Source organism: uncultured Clostridium sp., from assembly GCF_910588715.1.
GTDB lineage: Bacteria > Bacillota > Clostridia > Clostridiales > Clostridiaceae > Clostridium.
On sequence record NZ_CAJURG010000001.1, the window covers coordinates 912,849 to 934,210 of the forward strand.

The 21,362-nt window shown below is 25.8% G+C and carries 19 protein-coding genes; 2 read left to right on the plus strand and 17 right to left on the minus strand.

The annotated features are described in order from the left end of the window. Positions 1-16: 16 nt before the first annotated feature. The 10 genes from QZ321_RS04490 to QZ321_RS04535 form a co-directional block, all read right to left on the minus strand. Entirely contained in the window at positions 17-1,408 is a 1,392-nt protein-coding gene (locus QZ321_RS04490) for a glycoside hydrolase family 1 protein (protein ID WP_291747513.1), read from the minus strand. A 17-nt stretch (positions 1,409-1,425) separates the two neighbouring features. Beyond that, positions 1,426-2,337, minus strand: coding sequence for an ROK family protein (locus QZ321_RS04495; RefSeq protein ID WP_291747510.1), 912 nt, complete (start codon positions 2,335-2,337; stop codon positions 1,426-1,428). Positions 2,338-2,616: 279 nt separating this feature from the next. Continuing rightward, positions 2,617-3,342 (minus strand): glycerophosphodiester phosphodiesterase, encoded by a 726-nt coding sequence (locus QZ321_RS04500; protein ID WP_291747507.1) that lies wholly within the window; start codon positions 3,340-3,342, stop codon positions 2,617-2,619. 24 nt (positions 3,343-3,366) lie between these two features. Further along, positions 3,367-4,152: an HAD-IIB family hydrolase gene (locus tag QZ321_RS04505; RefSeq protein ID WP_291747503.1), complete on the minus strand. Its 786-nt coding sequence runs from the start codon at positions 4,150-4,152 to the stop codon at positions 3,367-3,369. 33 nt (positions 4,153-4,185) lie between these two features. Then, positions 4,186-5,526 (minus strand): ABC transporter substrate-binding protein, encoded by a 1,341-nt coding sequence (locus QZ321_RS04510; RefSeq protein ID WP_291747500.1) that lies wholly within the window; start codon positions 5,524-5,526, stop codon positions 4,186-4,188. A gap of 37 nt (positions 5,527-5,563) precedes the next feature. Beyond that, positions 5,564-6,388, minus strand: a complete 825-nt coding sequence (locus tag QZ321_RS04515) for a carbohydrate ABC transporter permease (protein WP_291747498.1) — start codon at positions 6,386-6,388, stop codon at positions 5,564-5,566. Continuing rightward, positions 6,388-7,323, minus strand: coding sequence for a sugar ABC transporter permease (locus QZ321_RS04520; RefSeq protein WP_291747494.1), 936 nt, complete (start codon positions 7,321-7,323; stop codon positions 6,388-6,390). Before QZ321_RS04520 ends, QZ321_RS04515 begins: the two co-directional genes overlap by 1 nt. A gap of 193 nt (positions 7,324-7,516) precedes the next feature. Continuing rightward, positions 7,517-7,918 (minus strand): VanZ family protein, encoded by a 402-nt coding sequence (locus QZ321_RS04525; RefSeq protein ID WP_291747491.1) that lies wholly within the window; start codon positions 7,916-7,918, stop codon positions 7,517-7,519. Between the two features lie 129 nt (positions 7,919-8,047). Next, positions 8,048-10,021, minus strand: coding sequence for an ABC transporter permease (locus tag QZ321_RS04530; protein WP_291747488.1), 1,974 nt, complete (start codon positions 10,019-10,021; stop codon positions 8,048-8,050). After that, positions 10,011-10,781: an ABC transporter ATP-binding protein gene (locus QZ321_RS04535; RefSeq protein ID WP_291747484.1), complete on the minus strand. Its 771-nt coding sequence runs from the start codon at positions 10,779-10,781 to the stop codon at positions 10,011-10,013. The genes QZ321_RS04530 and QZ321_RS04535 overlap by 11 nt, the downstream gene beginning before the upstream one ends. A gap of 180 nt (positions 10,782-10,961) precedes the next feature. Here QZ321_RS04535 and QZ321_RS04540 point away from each other — a divergent pair, with 180 nt between their 5' ends. Then, on the plus strand, positions 10,962-11,363 hold the full coding sequence (locus QZ321_RS04540) for a DUF2871 domain-containing protein (RefSeq protein ID WP_291747481.1): 402 nt from the start codon (positions 10,962-10,964) through the stop codon (positions 11,361-11,363). A gap of 145 nt (positions 11,364-11,508) precedes the next feature. Here the strand turns inward: QZ321_RS04540 and QZ321_RS04545 are convergent, their stop codons facing one another. Further along, the gene (locus QZ321_RS04545) at positions 11,509-12,519 is read right to left on the minus strand and encodes a sensor histidine kinase (RefSeq protein WP_291747478.1); all 1,011 of its coding nucleotides are present in this window, start codon (positions 12,517-12,519) and stop codon (positions 11,509-11,511) included. Then, the gene (locus QZ321_RS04550) at positions 12,516-13,226 is read right to left on the minus strand and encodes a response regulator transcription factor (protein WP_291747561.1); all 711 of its coding nucleotides are present in this window, start codon (positions 13,224-13,226) and stop codon (positions 12,516-12,518) included. The genes QZ321_RS04545 and QZ321_RS04550 overlap by 4 nt, the downstream gene beginning before the upstream one ends. Positions 13,227-13,481: 255 nt before the next feature. Between QZ321_RS04550 and QZ321_RS04555 the strand changes: the two genes are divergently transcribed. After that, complete coding sequence (locus tag QZ321_RS04555) at positions 13,482-15,632, plus strand: alkaline phosphatase family protein (RefSeq protein ID WP_291747475.1); 2,151 nt, start codon at positions 13,482-13,484, stop codon at positions 15,630-15,632. 63 nt (positions 15,633-15,695) lie between these two features. Here QZ321_RS04555 and QZ321_RS04560 read toward each other — a convergent pair whose 3' ends face one another. The 5 genes from QZ321_RS04560 to QZ321_RS04580 form a co-directional block, all read right to left on the minus strand. Next, a complete protein-coding gene (locus QZ321_RS04560) occupies positions 15,696-16,391 on the minus strand; it encodes a pseudouridine synthase (RefSeq protein ID WP_291747472.1) in 696 nt (231 codons plus the stop codon). A gap of 131 nt (positions 16,392-16,522) precedes the next feature. Next, on the minus strand, positions 16,523-17,395 hold the full coding sequence (locus QZ321_RS04565; protein ID WP_294196307.1) for a cation diffusion facilitator family transporter: 873 nt from the start codon (positions 17,393-17,395) through the stop codon (positions 16,523-16,525). A gap of 203 nt (positions 17,396-17,598) precedes the next feature. Continuing rightward, positions 17,599-18,822: an FAD-dependent oxidoreductase gene (locus tag QZ321_RS04570; protein WP_291747467.1), complete on the minus strand. Its 1,224-nt coding sequence runs from the start codon at positions 18,820-18,822 to the stop codon at positions 17,599-17,601. Further along, a complete protein-coding gene (locus QZ321_RS04575; RefSeq protein WP_291747464.1) occupies positions 18,822-19,235 on the minus strand; it encodes a 4Fe-4S dicluster domain-containing protein in 414 nt (137 codons plus the stop codon). Before QZ321_RS04575 ends, QZ321_RS04570 begins: the two co-directional genes overlap by 1 nt. A gap of 11 nt (positions 19,236-19,246) precedes the next feature. Then, positions 19,247-21,325, minus strand: a complete 2,079-nt coding sequence (locus tag QZ321_RS04580) for a molybdopterin-dependent oxidoreductase (RefSeq protein ID WP_291747461.1) — start codon at positions 21,323-21,325, stop codon at positions 19,247-19,249. Positions 21,326-21,362 lie beyond the last annotated feature (37 nt).

The window sequence follows — 21,362 nt, forward strand, 5'->3', positions numbered from 1 at the left end:
CCAAGAAACCTAGATTTTAAAAACCATTATTATCAGAAACACTCTTAAACCAGTAACCTGATTTTTTTATAGTTTTAACTTGATTTTCTAAATTTAATGATATAAATCCGTATCTATTTTTATACGAATTATTCCATGACCAGCAATCAATTGGTGTCCATAAATGATAGCCAAAACAATTGCTTCCTTCTTCTATCCCTTTATGAAGATAAGCTAAATGTTCCATTATAAATTCAATCCTATAATCATCTTCAATTATTCCATTTAAATTTCTAAACTTTTCTTCACCTTCTACTCCCATTCCATTTTCAGAAACATACCAGGGTATATTTTTGTAATTTTCCTTAATATTATTTGAAATATCATAAATAGCCTTAGGATATATCTCCCATCCTCTATGTGGATTAATTTTTTTCCCCGGCATATCATAAAAATCAAAATATTTATCTGGCATCCATCCACTACCTTCATCAAAGCTACTCTCTCTAGCCTTTACTCTAGATGGTTGATAATAATTAACTCCTAAAAAGTCTACTGTATTTTCAGCTATTATTTTATCTTCCTCTTCTGTAGAATCCCATATTACTCCATCCTTTTTTAATAATTCAACTAATTCTTCAGGAAACTTTCCATAAACAGCTGGATCTAAAAACATTCTATTAAAAAACATATCACGTATATTAGAAGCTTTTAAATCTTCTATTGAATTACTCCTTGGATAAGATGGTGTTAAGTTTAAAATTATAGATATCTTCCCACCATTTTTATTACACCCTAACTTTTTAAATTCTCTAATAGCTTTTGCAGATGCTAAATTTAAATTATAGGCAACTTGTACTGCTTTTTTGCCATCTACAATCTGTGGATAGTGATGCTTGTATAAATATTGACCTTCTATTATAACTATAGGCTCATTAAAAGTAGCCCAATATTTAACTCTATCACTAAATAACTCAAATGCTTTTTTAGTATACTTTGCAAATAAATCTGTCACGTGCTTTGATTCCCAACCACTATATTTTTCATATAATTCTATAGGTAAATCAAAATGATTTAAATTCATAATAGGAGTAATATTATTTTTAATACATTCATTAATTACTGAATTATAAAAATTAACTCCATCTTCATCAACTTCACAAGTTTCAAAATTTTTTATAAGCCTTGTCCATTGAATTGAGGTTCTAAAAGAATTTAATCCTATGCTTTTCATCATAGCTATATCATCTTTATAGCTATTATAAAAATTTGATGCTATATTTGGTCCAACTCCATTGTGAAATTTTTCAGGTTCCTTATCAAACCAATAATCAAATATATTCTTATTTATTTTATTAAATCTTCCTTCAGATTGTGGTCCTGAAGTTGCTGCTCCCCACCAAAAATTATTAGGAAAATTATATTTCATATCTATCACTCCAATTCCTATTTACAATATAAAAAGTTATATAATGCTCCAATTAAATTTGCATCATTATCAAATTCGCATTTCTCTACCTTAATATCCAATGTTGATTCTTTATTTTTCATTAACTCTAAATATTTATTTAATCTATCTATAAAATCCTTTCTTGCAGATATTCCTCCACCAATTAATATTTTTTCTGGGTCTAATATATATTGAATGTTGTAAATACCCTTTGCCAAAACTTTAAACCACTCTGCAAACTCTTCCTTTACCTCTTCATCATCTTTTTCCATTTCAAAAACTAATTGTCCTGTTAAATCAGAAACATCTATATTTTTTCTATTTGCAACTCTTCTTATCAATGCTCCAGTTGATGCAACTCTGCTCCATACATTTCCTAATCCATTTTCGCCCTTCTCATCTGTAACTTGAATAAAGCCAAATTCTCCACCATGAAGATTTTTACCTCTTAATATTTTCTTATCTATAACAACAGCTCCCCCTATTCCTGTCCCTAAAACTATAGATATAAAATTATCCACATCTTTTGCAGCACCTATCCAACCTTCAGCTAAAGCAGAACAATTCGCATCATTTTCCATAGATATTTCTAATGCAGTAGCTTCTGATAAAAGCTTTTTCATATTCACGTTATGAATACAAGGAACTGCACTTACCCCCTCAATAAATCCTGTTTTTTGATTAACTGCTCCCGGAAAACTACATGCTAACCCTTTAATATTTTCACTTTTAATATATTTTTCTACAATACTTTTAATATCAAAAATAAACTTATCTATATCTTCATTATCAGTTACTATATTTCCCTTTTCTAATATCTCTCCATATTTATTTAATAATCCATACTTTATAGCAGAGCCACCAACATCTAATGCAATATATTTATCTATTATTTTATTTTCTTTCATACTAATAACTCTCCTTTAATCATTTTTAAATTTAAAGAAAAAGGAACTTGTAGAAGCTACAACTACAAATTCCAAATTTTCATATATGACTTAAAATTAAACTAACAAATTTTAATTTTCAGCATATGTAAATGATAACACTTAAGTTTATTATTTTACAGTTTACAATATTTAGTTTTAGTGTACTTTTTTTAGTTTTTTTAATTTATTATAAAAAAATTCTCCTAGGATTAATCTCTCTTAAATTAATCCTAGGAGTAAATATATTTCTATAATTTCTTATAATTCACCATTTATAATTTCATTTAATAAATCTGGATAATCAGTAAAAATTCCATTAACACCAGCTTCAATTAAACTTCTCATATAAATTGGATTGTTAACAGTATAAACATTTACCTTAATATTATTTTCATTTGCTTCCTTTATAAGTTCTTTTGTCACTAATTTTAAATCAAGATGTATTGCAGTTGCTCCAAGCTTCTTAGAATATTCAATTATATTTTCTATAGACTTATAATATAATAACCCTGTTTTAAATCCCCTATCTATTTCTCTACAAAGCTTTATAGATTCATGATTGAAACTTGATAATATTACTTGCTTTTTAAGTTCATATTTATTTACTAATTCAATTACATCTTCTTCTATTCCTTTATAATGTATTTCATCAGTTTTTAATTCTATATTTAATAATATATCTGTAGACTTTACAAGTTCTAATACTTCTTTTAAAGTAGGAATTTTGCACTCTATATTATCTTCAAAGTTTTTGTTTCTGCATTTAAAAGCTTTTAACTCTTCTAATGTCATATCCTTAACTAAGCCTTTTCCTTTAAATGTACGTTCAATATCTTCATCATGTATGACTACTAGTTCATTATCTTTAGTTTTATGAACATCAATTTCAAGACCATTTGCACCACCTTTTATTCCTTCTTTTAAAGATAATATTGTGTTTTCTGGATAATACCTACTAGCACCTCTATGTGCAAAATTTATCATAATACCATCTCCTATTTAAATTTACTATATTATTTTTAATGTTTTTAAAGCATTATATATCCCCTTATTATTAATATGGTCTGTTACTAAGTTAGCTTTTTCCTTTAACTCCATACATCCATTCCCCATTGCTATAGAAAAGTCTACTTCATCAAACATTTCTAAATCATTAAATCCATCTCCAAAAGCAAAATATTTAATATTTTCTTTTTCAGTTATACTTTTAATATATTTAATTGCACCCCCCTTACTACAATAAGCATTAAATATATCATATCCATCATTTATATCTATTAACTTAACAAATTTAAACATATTATAATTATTTACTAATTTATTAATATCTTCTTTATGAATATTAGCATTTATCTGAAAAACTTCATAATTACATATATTATTTAATATTTCATCTTCAAGTTTTTCTATTTTCATATTATATTTTTCTGAAAAATCTCTTATCCATTTACTTTCTATCTTTCCAACACTTCTATCTAATAAATGTAAACAGTATGATATATTATATTTTTCAAAATAATCAATAATATTTTTAACCATTTCTTTATTCATAAATTTTTTATAAATTACTTCATTATCAATTGTAATTAAAGAACCATTCGCACTTACTATAGTATTAAACATATTATAATAACTTTCTTGTTTAACCATAGCAAGTGATCTTCCAGTTGCTATTGCCACATTTACTCCATTACATTTACAAGCTTCTATCCCTTTAATAGTATAATCACATATTCTATTTTTTTCTCTACAAACTAATGTATTATCTACATCGAAAAATATAGTTTTTTTCATATTACTTCTCCTTTAGGTTTTCTTAAATAGATATTATTTATTTGATTTATTATATTTTTCTAATGCACTATTAATTGTTTTTGACATATTTTTTACAGCTTCTTTAGAAGTTATTTCATTATTTAATACTTTTTCAATATTTTCTTCTATAGATGCTCTAGCTTCTGGGAATATACCTAAAATAGCTCCTGAGCTATTGTTTTCTTCTCTTAATTGTTCAATAGCTGTTTTAAATTCTGGGTTTTTATTTAAATATTCAACCATCTCTGGTAATTCATAAGCCTTTTTAGAAACTGAAAAATATCCCGTTGCTTGAGACCACTTAACTTGTGTTTGTTCTGAAACCATAAACTTAATAAATTCAAAGGCTGCATTTTCTCTTTCATCATCACCATTATTCATTATCCATAAAGAAGCTCCTCCAACAGATACTCCTCCATTATCTCTTTCTAAAACTGATGGAAAGTATGCTGTCCCTAATTCAAAATTATCACCTATTTTACTTTTTAAATCTCCTAAACTAGCAGTTGACGCAACTATCATTGCAACATTACCTGATGAAAAAGCATCTAATGTATTTTGCGAGTCTCTACCAAAGTTTCCTACAACACCAGAATCTACAAGCTCCTTCCATCCTTCAATAATATTTAATGCTCCATCATTAGAGTTAAATACAACTTCAGTTGCATCTCCTTTTCTTCCATTCCCCTCATTTGCATAATCTAACCCTTGTTTAATTAAAAATTGTTCAAAAAACCAACCATATATTTGCATTGCATATCCATATCTTGAAACCTTATCTCCTTCTTTAACTGCTAGTTTACTAGATACTTCTATTATTTCTTTAAAGTTAGTTGGAATATCTTTATCTGTTAACCCAGCTTCTGAAAATGCCGTTTTATTATAAAATAAAATTGGTGTTGAACTGTTAAATGGCATAGAATATAATTTTCCATCTATAGTATAATAATCTAAAATATTTTTTTCTAAAGATGCTATATCATAGTCATTTTTATCTATCATATCTTGCATAGGTATTGCATATTCACTATCTATCATCCACTTAGTTCCAATATCATATAATTGCATAACATCCGGTCCTGAATTACTTAAAGCTGAGCTTTTAAGTTTATTTATCGAATCATCATAACTTCCTTGATATTCTGCTACTACATTAATTTTATCTTGTGAATTATTAAATTCATCTACTAATGAATTTATAGCTTCTCCACCTTTTCCCCCCATAGAATGCCAAAATGTTATTTTAGTATTTTCCCAACTTTTATTGCTAGCTAACGAGTTATTTGAACATCCAACTAAAGATGTAACCCCTAAAATTGATGTTAATACTATTGTTAATAATCTTTTTTTCATTTTCATTTCCTCACTATTAATTAAATTTTATTCTTATTTATCCTTTAACTGCTCCAGCAGTCATACCTTTTACTAATTGCTTTTGACCTAATATAAATATTAATATTGATGGTATTAATATTAATATTGCTCCAGCTAAAACCACACTATAACTACTTCCTTCTGAGTATTGAAGCATACTTATTCCTATTTGAACTGTTCTATTATTTCCATTATTTATTGTTAATAATGGCCATAAATATTGATTCCAAGTATTAATAAATACATAAATAGCTAGAGATGCTATTGCTGGCTTTGATATAGGTATTAAAATCTTAAATAAAAATTTTAAATTTCCACATCCATCAATTTTAGAAGCTTCTCTTATTTCCTTTGGAATTGTTAAATAAAATTGTCTCATCAAGAAAACTCCCATAGCTGATGTTAAAAATGGCACTATAAGAACTTTTAAACTATCATTCCATCCCCACGAGCTTACTGTAAGAAAATTTGATATAACTGTGGTTTCTGTTGGTATCATCATAGTTGATAAAACCATTAAGAATAAAAGCTTTTTCCCCTTAAAATCATAAAAAGCAAAGGCGTAAGCTGCTAAACTAGCTGTTATAACTTGTCCTACCGTAACACATATAGAAACAATAAAGCTATTAGCTATAAATTTTAAAAGCGGTACTGTGTTTAGTGCAGTTTTAAAATTTTCTAATGTTAATCTACTTGGAATAATTTTATGTGGATATTTAGTCATTTCTCCTTGATCCATAAAACTTAAACTTAACGCATATAAAAGTGGAAAAGTAATTAACAATCCAACAAATATACTTAATATAGTTAATATCAATTTATTTCTTTTGCTTTTATTCATTATTGATAATGTACTCCCTTCTTTTCAAACTTAAATTGTAATAATGTAACTATCATCATAATTACAAATAATATAAGTGCTTGGGCGCAAGCCATTTCAAATCTACCATTAAAAAATGCTTCCCTATAAATAGAATGAACTAAAACATTAGTTGAATCTCCAGGACCTCCCTGTGTTAATAATTTTATTTGTCCAAAAGCTTGAAAAGCATTTATTAAATTCATAAATACAACTAAAAACATTTGAGGTGATACCATGGGTATTATTATATTCTTAACTTTAGTTAAATAATTTGCTCCATCTATTGCTGCACTTTCCATAAGCTCATTTGGTATGTTTCTTAAACCTGTTAATAAAAAAATAAAATTTAATCCTATATTTAACCAAATAGTTACTATAGCAACTGATATTAATGCAAATTTTGAATTTGTTAACCATCCAATTTGTGTTCCCAATAAATGATTGAGTACCCCATTTGTAGGATGAAAAATCATCGTCCATATTATTGCTGCTGGTGCAGATGCTATTGCCATTGGTAATGAAAACATCAGTTCATAAATTCTACTTCCCTTTAATTTATTATTTGCTAATAATGCTAACAAAAATCCAATAATTACAGATGGTGCTGCTACTATTAATACAAATTTAAAAGTTACAAATATTGAATTATAAAACTCAGGTGAAGTTAAAATTTCTTTAAAATTTTCCAATCCAATAAAATCTTTAATTTGTCCTCTTATATTAGTAGTTGACATACTCATTATTATTGTTTTTATAAATGGATAAAATACAAATAAAGTAAATATGATAAATGTAGGTATTAAATAAAAATATGGTTCTATTTTTTTCCTTAATTTAATTTTACTTTTTAATAATATTTTTCTACTTAAATCTTTATTTTTCATATTTTTTAATTTTAAAGATTGCTCTGCCATATTAATCCTCCCTCAAACATATCTTCTTAATTTAGGATACTTTTCTAAGATTAACTACATATTATGAGAAAGTTAACCTATTTTAACAATATTTTCTCTTATGTTAAAATAAGTTAACTATTTCTATAACAAAAAAGCTGTTCTTTCGAACAGCTTTAAAAATATTTTTCTAATTTTATATTAATATATTTTATTAACACGTTTCTTTTTTTATACTACCTAGTCCTATAAAAACCTTACCTAACTTCATATAAAGTTTATATAAAATTATTCCTAAAATAGCTCCAATAACATTCCATAATATATCATCAATATCAAAATATCTTCCAACAAGATATTCAAGAATTTCTATAGAAAATGTAAATATTAATGAAAAAACAGTTATTTTTATAAAACTCTTTTTTTGATTTAAAAATATCATTGAACATAGAAACCCAAATGGTATAAAAAATACAACATTTAAAAGTATTTGTTCTAATACAATTGATGGATATTGTATAAAATCATTTATTGTGGATTTAAGTGGAATTAAATTTGGTGTTATATGAAATGTATTAAAATCACTTAATTTTATTGTTAAAATATCAGTTAACATTAAAACAATGATTGTATCATATTCATCTCATCCCTTTTTATATTTTAAATTTGCTGTATTTTTATAAAAAAACACTATAAGTTCAATTTAACTCTTTTCAATTTTACCATAAAGTGAAAATTTAGTAAATTACTTAATCATCTTCTTTGCCCCATTATATGTGGAAATAAAATATCCACCATATATAACTACAAGCACTACTAAAGTAATTAATATATATTTCATCATATTTCCATCACCTACTATAGAAACTACTCCTTGTGCGAATTTTAATCCTGCTATAGAATGAATCAATGCAACTAATAATGGAATCATAAAATATATACCAACTTGAACAAATAAAGATTTATTAATTATTATTTCATCAACTCCAACCTTTTTAAGTAAATCATATCTATAAATATTATCTGCTGACTCACATAATTGTTGAAGAGCTAAAACAGCTGCACTCGTTATTAAAAATATAATTCCCATATAAATTGCTAAATATGAAACTGTTGCTCCAAGCCCTGTCATAGTAGATTTAATACTTTCTTTTGTCGCATAATATATTTTAGCTTCATTTTTATCATTATTATCTTTTATTAATTCATTTATGGAATTTTCTACGTTTAATTTATCATTTTTATAATTTAAATTTAAATAAGTGTTAATAGGCTTCAATTCTTCTACTACTTCATCATTTACTACAAATGTACAAATATTATTTTTCATAGTTGAATCGTAAGCCACAATATTAAAAACTTCATTATTTGCTGGAGTTAACTCCTTTCCATTTATACTAATTTTAATTTTGTTATCTATAGATTCTTCTATAGACTTTTGCATATCTTCTATATCACTAAAAACTAAATATTCATCTTTATTTAAATTTATAGCTTCTTTTCCTAATAATCTTAGTAATTCATTAAAATCAGATATTGTAATTGCATTAATATAACTATCTGTAAATACAGGATAATAACTACTTCCCGTCTTAATTCCATCTTCATTTAAAAATTCACTATATTTTACATCAGTAATATAATTTGTGTATTGGGCATAATTACATATACTACTTAACTTATCTTTTCCTAACTCATTTTTAATATTATCTCCATTTAAATTCCACAAACTCATATCAAATTGAGTTAAATCTTCGACATCCTTATTAAGTCCCTTACTAATTCCAAGTCCACTCGAAAATGTACATATTGCAATAAATAACATTAAGCAAATAAAGGTCATTGAAATAAAGGTAGTATTTATTTTGCTATTTATTTGTCTTAAAACAAACATATTTAAATCTTTTAAATAGAATTTTTTATTACTTTGCATGACCTTTAATAAAAATCCTGATAATGAAAAGAAAAATAATAATGTTCCAATAGCTCCTAATAATACTGGAATCCCTAAAGTTACTGGACTGGCTATTGCAACTCCATTTTTTATCACTATATAATAAGCTAAACCTATCATTACAACACTTATTATAAATACTACTACAGATACCCAAATATTTTTTACTCTTAATCTTTCATTTTTCTTTTCAGAAGTTAATAAATCTATTAATTTTACTTTTCTTATAGTAAAAGAATTAAAAATTAAAACTACTAAATAAATTAATCCAAAACAAACTATTGTTTTAATAAATGCAACCTTTGAAAATACGAAAGTAAAATTAACTAAATTTACTTTAAATAACTTAGCAGTAAATATAGATAGCATTTGTGAAAGTAAAATTCCTAAGGCTATACCAACTGCTAAAGAAATAATTCCAATTAACATTGTTTCTACAAATATCAATTTAGAAAGTTGTGTATTTTCCATACCTAATGTCATATAAATACCAAATTCTTTTTTTCTTCTTTTAACTAAAAAGTTATTAGCATAAACTATTAAAAATCCTAATACAAACGAAATAAATACCGAAGCAACTCCCATAACTAAATTTATCATTTGAAATGCTGTTGCTTGTTCTTCTGTTAAATTCATCATTATTTTTTGAGATTCAATAGAATTAAAAGTATAAAATATACAAACTCCAAATACTAATGTTAAAAAATAAATTGTGTAATCTCTTAAACTCTTTTTTAAATTTCTTGTAGCTAGTTTAAAATACATCTCGTTGGTCACCTCCAAGAAGAGTAACAACTTCGATTATTTTATCAAAAAACTCTTTTCTAGTATCATTTCCTCTAATTAACTCATTAAAAATTTTACCATCTTTAATAAATAAAATTCTACTTGCATAACTTGCTGTAAAAGCATCGTGAGTTACCATCATAATAGTTGCACTTAATTCTTTATTTAAATGTTCTAAGCTTTCAAGAAGCATTTTTGATGATTTTGAATCTAATGCTCCTGTTGGTTCATCAGCTAAAACTAATGACGGATTTGTTATTATCGCTCTTGCACATGCAACTCTTTGTTTTTGACCACCAGATACTTCATAAGGATATTTATTTAAGATTTCTATAATTCCAAGCTTATCTGCAATTTTCTTAACTCTGCTGTCAATTTCCTTATGATTAACTCTTGAAATAGTTAATGCTAATGCTATATTCTCATAACAAGTTAATGTATCTAAAAGATTGAAGTCTTGAAATATAAATCCTAACTCTTCTCTTCTAAATTTGGCTATCTTTTTAGAGTTTAATTTTGTAATGTCATTATTATTTATAAAAATATGACCACTACTTACTTTATCAATTGTTGAAATACAATTTAACAACGTAGTTTTACCACTTCCTGAAGCTCCCATTACCCCAATAAATTCTCCCTCTTCAACAGTAAAACTAATGTTATTAATTGCCTTTGTTATATTGCTTTTATTTCCATAATATTTCTCTATACTACTTACCTTTAAAACTTCATTTTCCATATATAGCCTCCAAAATTATTTATATCTTATATTTCTAAAGCGCTTCTTGATATATTTAAATTTTACAACCACTATTTCTTACTATCCATAGAACTATATAACATAAACCTTACATTTTTGTTAGATTAATTGTATAATTATTTTTAAAAGATAATAATTTTCTAATAAGAGGTGAAACACATGAAAAAACTATTTAACTTATCATTTTTTTATCTAATTTTAGGACTAGCATTAGGTGTATTTTTTAGAGAGTTTACTAAATTTAATAACTTTACTGGTATTACAAAATTAAGTTCAGCTCATACACATACTTTAGTTTTGGGATTTATTTTTTTCCTAATTCTAATTATTTTAGAAAAACTATTTAATATCTCAACTGCTAAATACTTTATTGGTTGGCTTATAACTTATAACATTGGTTTAGTATCTTTAATTTCTACTTTAGTTGCACGTGGAATATTAGAAGTATTAAATAAAGATTTTATAGGTCTTCCTCATATTGCAGGGACTGCACATACCATTTTAGGTATATCTCTTATTTGGTTTATGATACTATTAAAAAAATCACTTTTTACTAAATAAAAAATATTTAACCCATAACAACTAATAATTATTTGTTATGGGTTAATTTATCTTTAAGACTTATTTCTTTTAAACTATTCTTTTCTTTAAATATTATAATATATTTTTGTCCCTTCTTTTTAATAAAGTTATTCTAGTTTTAATATTAAAATTTCACCATATCATTTATAGGAAATAATATAGAAACTTCTGTTCCTTCTCCTTCTTTTGATTTAATGCTTATTCCCAATCCTAATTTATCACAAAGCTTTTTGCACAAATACAATCCCATTCCAGTTGATTTTCCAAATTTTCTTCCATTTTCACCTGTATATCCTTTTTCAAAAGCCTTAAATATACACTTTTTATCCATTCCAATTCCATTATCACAAACCTTTAAAAGAATATCATTTCCTACAGTTTCACTATATATTTTTAAAACACTTTCTTTTTTATCCATATATTTAATACTGTTACTTATAATTTGATGCAATATAAATTCAATCCACTTGCCATCACAATAAACTATCTTTTCTATATCTTTAATATCAACCTTAATCCCCTTTGCTATCAAAATATTAGCATTTTTTCTAATTACAGAATTAATAGAACTCTTTAAATTAATTTCCTTAATTAAATAATCTTTTTCTACTGCATTACTTCTTGCATAAAATAAAACTTGTTCTATATAGTTTTCTACCTTTAATATTTCCTCTTCAATACTTTCAGTAACCTTATTTTCATTATTTTCTATTAAAAGCCTACAAGTAGCTATAGGAGTTTTTATTTCATGAACCCATAATTCTATATACTCTTTATACTCAGTAACATTTCTTATTGCTTCACCTATATCATCCTTCATAGATTTTGTTGATTTTTCTATAATTTCATTTAAAATTTTATCTTCTAAAAAATCTTCTGAACTAGTAACATCACTAATAAAATACTTCTTATCTAATTCATATAACTTTTTTAATAAAATATTATAACGCTTACTTTTTCTTAAATAATCATAAATAAAAAAAGATACATTAGATAAAAAATTAAAAATACATACTAAAAATATTGCATATGAAGATACATTAAGCCCATTTAACAAATAAGATGTAACAATCAAAACAAATAAATTAATTATTATAAATATAGCTTTTTCCTTAAAATATTCTACAAATGTCATATTAAAATATATCCCTGCCCCCTCTTAGTTTGAAGATAATCAATTGCTCCTATTTCCTCTAACTTTTTTCTTAACCTATTTATGTTAACAGTTAATGTATTATCATCTACAAACTCATCATTTTGCCATAATAATTTCATTAATTCATTTCGCGATACAATTTTTTCTTTATTCTTAATTAAAGTATGAAGAATTTTGCTTTCATTTTTAGTTAACTCTAACTTATTATTATTAAACTCCATTTCGCTAGTAGACATATTATATTTAAGACCTTTAAATTCAAAAATTTCTAATGATATATTTTGATAAGTTCTTCTAAGGAGTGATGAAATTCTAGCTAATAGAATTTGAGTATTATACGGCTTAGTAACAAAATCATCTGCTCCTAGATTCATGCTCATAAGTTCATCTATTTCACTATTTCTACTTGTAACCACTATTATTGGAACATTAGACTTCTTTCTAATTTCTCTACAGATATAATATCCATCATAATACGGTAAATTAATATCTAATAAAATAATATTAGAATTTGATTTTAATGCAATTTCAACTATATTTTCAAAATCATTTGAACATTCTATTTCATAACCATATCTATTTAAAAACTCACTTAATTCTCTTCTTATTTTTTCTTCATCTTCTATAATAAAAACTTTATTATTCATTTTATATCCCCTCTCTTTATTCCTTTTAATTATATCCATAATTTTCATAAAGACAACCTCCTGTTAATAAACTAAAATATATAAGGCTTCGCTATTAAACTTTACTAAATTTATGATTACAGATTATTAATTTTTTGTTACATTTTTTATTTTTTTCTTAAATATTACATGTTACCGATTTCAAGTTCTTGGAATATGTAATTAATAGTTGTATAATTATTTTGATTTAACAATAACTTAACTTTTGTTTAAAAAATATTTAATACACAAATATAAATTACAGGAGGATTTTTTATGAAATTTTCTTTTAAGGAGCAATCAAATCGCTCATTTTTGAAATTTTTATTAGCTCCATTAATTATTAACCTTATTATTGAACTTTGTAGTAGAAGAAATTTAGGTAATACTTTTGGATATATCTTAGGATCTCCATTAGTATTTTTATATAATTCATTAATTATATTATCTACACTATCTATTGTATTATTATTTAAAAGAAGAACCTTTTTATTTGCTTTAATAAGTACTATATGGTTAGGCTTTGGTGTAACTAATGGAATAATACTAAGTAATAGGGTAACCCCCTTTACTGCTACTGATTTAACTCTTGCTGATTTAGGACTTGGAATGATATCTAAATATTTATCTCCATTTACTACTACACTTATAGCTATTCTTTTAGGTGTTGTAGTTTTAGGAATTATAGTACTATTTTTTAAAGGACCTAAATATAAAGAAAAACTTAATTATAAGAAAAATATATTAATCATTACATCAGTATGGGCTTTCCTTTTCCTTTCAACAAAAGTTGCTTTAGGATTTAATATAATTGCATCTTATTTTGGTAATATTGCATTTGCTTATGAAGATTATGGATTTCCTTACTGTTTTTCTAATACTTTATTAAATACAGGTATTGATAAACCAAGAGATTATTCTGAAGAAAAAATAGCTTCTATTTCTGATTTAATTTCATCAAATAATCTAAATAATAAACTTGGAAATAATAATATTTTACTAGCTAGCAAAGATGGTGGATTAAATAACGAAACAAACTCTGATAAACCAAATATAGTAATGGTTCAATTAGAATCATTCTTTGATCCAACATTAGTTAAGTATTTACAATTTTCTCAAGATCCAGTACCTAACTTTAGAAAACTTAAAGAAAACTTTTCTTCTGGATATTTAACAGTTCCATCTGTTGGTGCTGGTACTGCAAATACAGAATTTGAAGTGTTAACTGGTATGAGCTTACAGTTCTTTGGGCCTGGAGAATATCCATATAAAACTATTCTTAAAGAAAGTACTGCTGAAAGTGTAAACTACGATTTAAAAGAATTAGGTTATTCAACTCATGCTATTCATAATAACAAAGGAACTTTTTATGGTAGAAACTCAGTATTTTCACAGTTAGGATTTGATACATTCACATCTTTAGAATACATGAATGTTGAAGAATATACTCCAAAGGATTGGGCAAAAGATTTTTACCTTACTGATGAAATTCTTAAATGTTTTAACTCTACTGAAGGTTCAGATTTTGTATATACAATTTCAGTACAAGCTCATGGTGATTATCCAAGTGAACCAATACTAGAAAACCCACAAATTAAAGTTAGTGGATTACCTGATGAAGCTACTACAAATTCTTTCACATATTATATAAATCAAGTTTATGAAGTTGACCAATTTATTGGAGAATTAGTGGAAACACTTTCTAATATTGATGAAGATACTGTTTTAGTTTTATTTGGAGATCACTTACCAACATTAGGTTTTAAAGATGAGGATTTAGTTAATAACTCTATTTTCCAAACTGAATATGTTGTTTGGAGTAATTTTGATATGGAAAAAAATGATCAAGATTTAACAGCATATCAATTAACATCATCTGTATTAAATAGTGTAAATATAGATAATGGTGTCTTAACAAAATATCATGATCAATTTAAAAATAATAGTGACTATTTAACAGATTTAAAATTATTACAATATGATATGTTATATGGTGAAAAATATATTTATAATGGTACTAATCCATTTATAGCAACTGATTTAAAAATGGGAACTTATGATATTTCTATAACAGATGTCTATGAAGAAATTGTTACCCAAAACGAAACTGATATAAATGAAGAACCATCTATTGAAACTGAAAATACTGAAGAAAATATCTCTTCAGAAAATATTGAATCATTTGAAGAAACAAATAAATTACACACTAAAAACCTTGTTGTAAAAGGTATAAATTTTAATGAATTTAGTAAAATTTATATAAATGGTAAATATACTAAAACTGAATTTATAGATTCTAATACACTTGTAGTAAATGATATAATATTAGAGCCTAACTCATCGATAGTTGTTATTCAACGTACTAGTGGTGGTGGTAAATTAAGCTCTACAAATGAATTTATTTATCCATGTGTAATTCAGGAATAAGTTGATAATAAAAGTTAATTTTAAAAATTTCATATAAAAAATAGATAGGATATAAATTCCTATCTATTTTTTATATGAGGCTAATTCTTTTAATTTTTCAACCTCTTCAAAAGTAAGATTTCTCCATTTTCCATACTCTATATTATCTAATTTTATATTCATTATTCTAACTCTCTCTAATTTTACTACATTATATCCAAAAGCTTTAGTCATTCTTCTTATTTGCTTATTAAGTCCTTGTGTTAAAACTATATTAAAAGTATCATCACTTATTTTATATACTCTGCACTTTCTTGTTATTGCATAGCCTATATCTACTCCATTTTCCATATTATTAATAAACTCATCATCAATTACTTTATCAACAGTCACTATGTATTCTTTTTCATGTAAATTATCCGCTTCTAATATCTTATTTGATAATATTCCATCGTTTGTCATTATTATTAATCCTTGAGAATTTTTATCTAATCTCCCAACAGGAAATATATATTGACCATAATTCATATAATCTATTATATTATTTTCTACACTTTCTGCTGCTGTGCAAGTTATACCTATTGGTTTATTTAAAGCTATGTATATTCTTTCTTTTTCCCTTACTCTTTCTCCATCTAATAATATTTCATCACACTCTTCTACCCATTGTCCCTTTTCACATAAAACACCATTTACAATAACTCTTTTCTCTTCAATTAATCTATTAGTTTCCCTTCTTGAACAAATTCCCAAATTACTAAAATATTTATTTATTCTCATTTAAAATTTTTATCCTTCCCTAATTAATTTTAATATTATAAAGATATTTTAAATTAATAATTTATTATACTTCTATTAAACCCAAAATTACAAATAAAAAAAGTCAGATAAAATCCGACTTTAAAATAAGCTTAATTTTTATAAGGTTCTGTATGAATATTTATTTCTTTAATATAATTTAAATTAGAAATTATACTTTTTTCTAATTCATCTGCAATATCATGAGCTTCTTCTAAAGTTTTATCATTATCAATTAAAATACTCATATCAACATAAGCAACTGAACCATACTTTCTAGACTTAAAATCCTTTATCCCATATATATTATCACTTTTACTTACTAATGCTTCAATTTCACTAATATCCTGCTTACTAATAGAACTATCCATTAATTCATCACAAGATGATTTTAATATATCTACTCCTACCTTTACAACAACTATAGCTACTATTATTGATGCAATGGGATCTAATATTTTAAATCCAAGCATTGCACCTCCAATACCAATAAATGCAGCTATTGAAGAAAGTGCATCTGATCTATGATGCCATGCATCTGCCTTTAATGATGATGAATTAATTTTCTTTGCTACTCTTATTGTAATTTGATATTGATACTCCTTAATTCCTATTGAAATAATTGCTACAATAAGAGGTAAAGCATTAGGAACTAATATATTATTTATATTAAATAACTCTTTGACACCATCATATCCTATTTTTATGGCTACAATAATAAGTACTGAAGATAATATAAAAGAAACTAAACTTTCAGCTTTTTCATGACCATATTGATGCTCCTCATCTCTTGGCTTTCTTGAAATTTTATTTCCAATAAGAATTCCAATAGAAGTTATAATATCTGATGCTGAATGTAATCCATCAGATATTATTGCTGTAGAATTTCCTAAAAGCCCTGCTAATATTTTTAATATAGTTAATACTACATTAAGTAAAATTGATATTAATGTTACCTTATTCGATTCGTCATATCTATGTTTCACAATACCACTCCTATTATCATTTGATAATTTTATTATATGTTTATAACTAATATGTGTACTTATTTTATGGTATTATCAGTTATATCATTTGATAATGAATTTAAATTATAAAAATAAAAAATAAGTAGATTATTTTAGAATTATGACTATTTACCTTAAAACAAGCTAAATTCTATTAATATCTACTTATTTTTTTATTTATATTAATATACAAATTCTAAATTTTCTTTTTCATTAAAGAAATCAGAATAATCTATATCAAATATTGATTTTTTAACTTTTCTTATATCAATATTTTCTTTTATAAGTTGTGTTAATACTCCCACATAAGATAAATCACCTTGAACTATAGCACCATATATTATTCCATCTTTATGAATTATCTTTTTGTAGTCTTTTCCTTTTACTTGCGTTTCTTCTGTATAACTATCATCTGGCTTATTTACTAATCCTAAAGACATTGTTGCAACTCCACAAAAGTTCATGGTGTTTTTACTTCCAAAAAAGTCATTCATATAAACTTCTTTACCTAACATATTATTTGCTGCAATAATTCCTTCTTTAACGGCAGTAGGCCATATAGGATTTCTTCCTGTTATATCTCCAGCTCCATAAACATCCTTTATATTTGTTTCACCTTTTGAATTAATTATAAGACCAAATTTATCACATTCTATACCACTATCTTTTAAAAATTCTATATTTGCTCTGACACCTGTACATGCTATTATTAATTCACAAGGCACTTCTTCTCCAGTATTTAATTTTATTGAAACTGGATTATTATTATCATCTACTATAACTTTTTCAGCTCTTACTCCAAATTTAAAATTTACTCCTTCTTCTTTTAATCTATCCTGATAAACTTCTGCAGAGTAATTATCTAATTGAAGTGGTAGTATTCTATCTCCCATTTCAATTAAAGTCATATTTATATCATAACCTAAAAGACCTGCTAATACATCAACGCCAACTAATCCTGCTCCTAAAATAGCAACATTTTTAACCTTAGTAGCTTCTTCTTTAATTTTTATTGCATCATCTAAATTTCTAAGTCCAACTATATTGTTTGCTGTTCTTAAATTTTCTATTGGCGGTAAAAATGATGATGAACCAGCAGCTAACAAAACTTTATCATAATTTAAGTCTTCTCCATTTGATAATTTTAATTTTTTTACACTAGTATCTATTCCTGTTACTTCTACTCCTTTTATCCACTTTATTTTATAATCTTCAAAAAAGTTTGCTGGAGTAAAATCTAAAGCTTTTATTTTTCTTCTTCCATCTAAGAAATGATGAAGTATGCATCTTGAATAAACGTATTCATCTTTAGAGACTAATATTATTTCTATACCTTTATCATTTTCACGCAAAGTTTTTGCTGCATTAATTCCAGATGCAGATGCTCCTACTATAACATATACCATTATTCTTCCACCTCCTCTAAAGTTAATGCATTCATTGGACATTTATCTACACATTGAGGAAAATTTTGTTCTGTTGATATACACATATCACATTTCATAACCTCTCTATTAGTTTGATAATCCATTTTTAAAACTCCATAAGGACATGCCATTATACACATGTAACAAGTTGCACATCTACTTTTATCATAAAGCACATACTTACTTTCATTATCCCTACTCATTGCTCCAGTTGGACATGCATAAACACATTCTGGTCTAGTACAATGTCTACAATAAATTGGTACAAATCTTCCTTCACTATTAATAACTATCCTTCCTCTTGTATCTCTTGAACCATGAGACACCTTACAAGCAGTTGTACAAGTCAAACAGCCAATACATTTTTTTCTATCTATTTTTATTCTTTTCATAGAAATATCTCCTAATCTATTTTTTCTATTTTTACTGGTACATATTTAAAGTTAGGTTCTTTTGAATATGTATCAAATATAGATGGTAATAGTGAATTTGTTTCTATATAGTGCATTGGTGCATATATTTGATTCTTTTTAATAGTTCTACTTAATTTAACAACAAAATTATTACTTACTCCATTTGGTGATGTTAATTTAATTGTTTCATTTTCCTTAATTTTAAGCTCATCAGCTAAATCTGTATTTATATTTACATAACCCTCATGTGGAACTATTGCAGAAACATCTGGTATTTCTCTAGTTCTTGTTTGTGTATGCCATTGACCAACAGTACCCCTTCCTGTATTAAATAAATATGAATACTCTTTTGATTGTTCGTAAGGAACTGGTGCTACATCTTCATATATAAATTTAGCCTTACCACTTGGTGTATAATACTTATTGTCTTCAAATAATCTTCTCTCATCCTCTTCTAACCTTTCTCCTTTTCTAAATGGCCATTGAACGCCTCTTGAATCTTTTAGCATATCATAATCTACACCTGTAATGTCACAAGGCATCCCCTTAGTACATGCTTTTAATGTTTCAAAGGCATCTCTTGGTGTTTTCCATTTATCTAGTAATTTTCCCATTCCTAAAGCTTTTCCTATGCCAAGCATAATATCATAATCTGTTAGTTCATTTTCTTTCTTTTCTAATACTGGATTAAGTTTAGATAATCTTCTTTCTGTATTTATTAATACTCCTTCTTTTTTTAATCCATTAGTTGAAGGTAATAATAAATCACAATACTCTGCTGTTTCTGTATCTGAATAAATATCTTGTAAAACTAAAAATTCTAATTTTTCAGCTGCTTTTTTAAACTCTGAATTATTTATCCAAGAAATTATTGGATTAGTTGCAATTATCCATAAAGCTTTTATTTCTCCAGAATTTATCTTATCTATTATAACGTTATATGGTAATGTAGGTTTCTTAGGTAACATTTCAGAATCTATATCTAAAGCTTCTGCTACTGCCTTTCTTCTTGCCTCATTATCATATTCTCCTCCACCATAAAGACCAGTAGTATTACTAAAAAGTCTAGAACCCATAGCATTACATTGACCAGTTATAGAATTTGCTCCAGTTCCAAGTCTACCTATATTTCCTGTCATTAAAGCAATATTTATAATTGCTTGTGCTGTTCTTACAGCTTGATAACTTTGATTTACTCCCATAGTCCACCAAAGCGATACTCGTTTTCCATTATGTATTATTTCTGCTAGCTCTAATACTCTTAATTTTGAAATTCCTGTTTTTTCTTCAACATCATCTAATGTATATTTTTTTACATGTTCCTTAAAACCTTCAAAATCTTCTGTATAGTTTTCAATATAATTATTATCAATCCATTCCTTTTCAATAAGAACATTAGCTAATGTATATAAAAGTGTTAAATCTGATTTTGGCTTTATGTCTATCCACATATCACAATTTGTTACAGTTTCTGTCCTTCTTGGGTCTATAGCAATTTTTATACACTCTTTATTATTTTTAGTCTTTCCCCAAAGAATTGGATGGGCAACTATTGGGTTAGAACCAATAAATATAATTACATCTGAATGTTCTAAATCATTTAATGTATATGGTGGTGCATCAAATCCAAAACTTTGTTTATAAGCAACTACTGATGTAGCCATACAAAGCCTTGTATTTCCATCTCCATTTCCCCCTAAAAATGTTCTTCCTATATGTCCTGCTAATGCCATTTCTTCTGTAGCTAATTGACCTGTACTTAAGAATGCAAAGCTTTCTTTTCCATATTTCCCCTGTATTTCAGTTACTCTTTTTGCAAATAAATCAAAGGCTTCTTGCCATTGAATTTGTTTTAATTCTCCACTTTTATCTCTTACAAGTGGTAATACCGGATTTTCAAATTCTGTATTTTGCTTATCTAAATTTAATCCTTTTACACAACAAAATCCCTTATTTACAGGATAATCAACGGTAGGTACTACCCTTTTAATAAAACCATCATCTTCAACATGAAAATCCATATTACATGCTATAGAACAATAATTACAAGTTGATCTTATAACCTTCAATATAAATCACTCCTTATTTATAATTTTCACTTTTTTA

What these genes read in the sequence shown, in the direction of transcription:
- QZ321_RS04490 (WP_291747513.1), bottom strand. Translation starts at nt 1,408, where the DNA reads ATGAAATATAATTTTCCTAATAATTTTTGGTGGGGAGCAGCAACTTCA.
- QZ321_RS04495 (WP_291747510.1), bottom strand. Translation starts at nt 2,337, where the DNA reads ATGAAAGAAAATAAAATAATAGATAAATATATTGCATTAGATGTTGGT.
- QZ321_RS04500 (WP_291747507.1), bottom strand. Translation starts at nt 3,342, where the DNA reads ATGATAAATTTTGCACATAGAGGTGCTAGTAGGTATTATCCAGAAAAC.
- QZ321_RS04505 (WP_291747503.1), bottom strand. Translation starts at nt 4,152, where the DNA reads ATGAAAAAAACTATATTTTTCGATGTAGATAATACATTAGTTTGTAGA.
- QZ321_RS04510 (WP_291747500.1), bottom strand. Translation starts at nt 5,526, where the DNA reads ATGAAAAAAAGATTATTAACAATAGTATTAACATCAATTTTAGGGGTT.
- QZ321_RS04515 (WP_291747498.1), bottom strand. Translation starts at nt 6,388, where the DNA reads ATGAATAAAAGCAAAAGAAATAAATTGATATTAACTATATTAAGTATA.
- QZ321_RS04520 (WP_291747494.1), bottom strand. Translation starts at nt 7,323, where the DNA reads ATGGCAGAGCAATCTTTAAAATTAAAAAATATGAAAAATAAAGATTTA.
- QZ321_RS04525 (WP_291747491.1), bottom strand. Translation starts at nt 7,918, where the DNA reads ATGTTAACTGATATTTTAACAATAAAATTAAGTGATTTTAATACATTT.
- QZ321_RS04530 (WP_291747488.1), bottom strand. Translation starts at nt 10,021, where the DNA reads ATGTATTTTAAACTAGCTACAAGAAATTTAAAAAAGAGTTTAAGAGAT.
- QZ321_RS04535 (WP_291747484.1), bottom strand. Translation starts at nt 10,781, where the DNA reads ATGGAAAATGAAGTTTTAAAGGTAAGTAGTATAGAGAAATATTATGGA.
- QZ321_RS04540 (WP_291747481.1), top strand. Translation starts at nt 10,962, where the DNA reads ATGAAAAAACTATTTAACTTATCATTTTTTTATCTAATTTTAGGACTA.
- QZ321_RS04545 (WP_291747478.1), bottom strand. Translation starts at nt 12,519, where the DNA reads ATGACATTTGTAGAATATTTTAAGGAAAAAGCTATATTTATAATAATT.
- QZ321_RS04550 (WP_291747561.1), bottom strand. Translation starts at nt 13,226, where the DNA reads ATGGATATAATTAAAAGGAATAAAGAGAGGGGATATAAAATGAATAAT.
- QZ321_RS04555 (WP_291747475.1), top strand. Translation starts at nt 13,482, where the DNA reads ATGAAATTTTCTTTTAAGGAGCAATCAAATCGCTCATTTTTGAAATTT.
- QZ321_RS04560 (WP_291747472.1), bottom strand. Translation starts at nt 16,391, where the DNA reads ATGAGAATAAATAAATATTTTAGTAATTTGGGAATTTGTTCAAGAAGG.
- QZ321_RS04570 (WP_291747467.1), bottom strand. Translation starts at nt 18,822, where the DNA reads ATGGTATATGTTATAGTAGGAGCATCTGCATCTGGAATTAATGCAGCA.
- QZ321_RS04575 (WP_291747464.1), bottom strand. Translation starts at nt 19,235, where the DNA reads ATGAAAAGAATAAAAATAGATAGAAAAAAATGTATTGGCTGTTTGACT.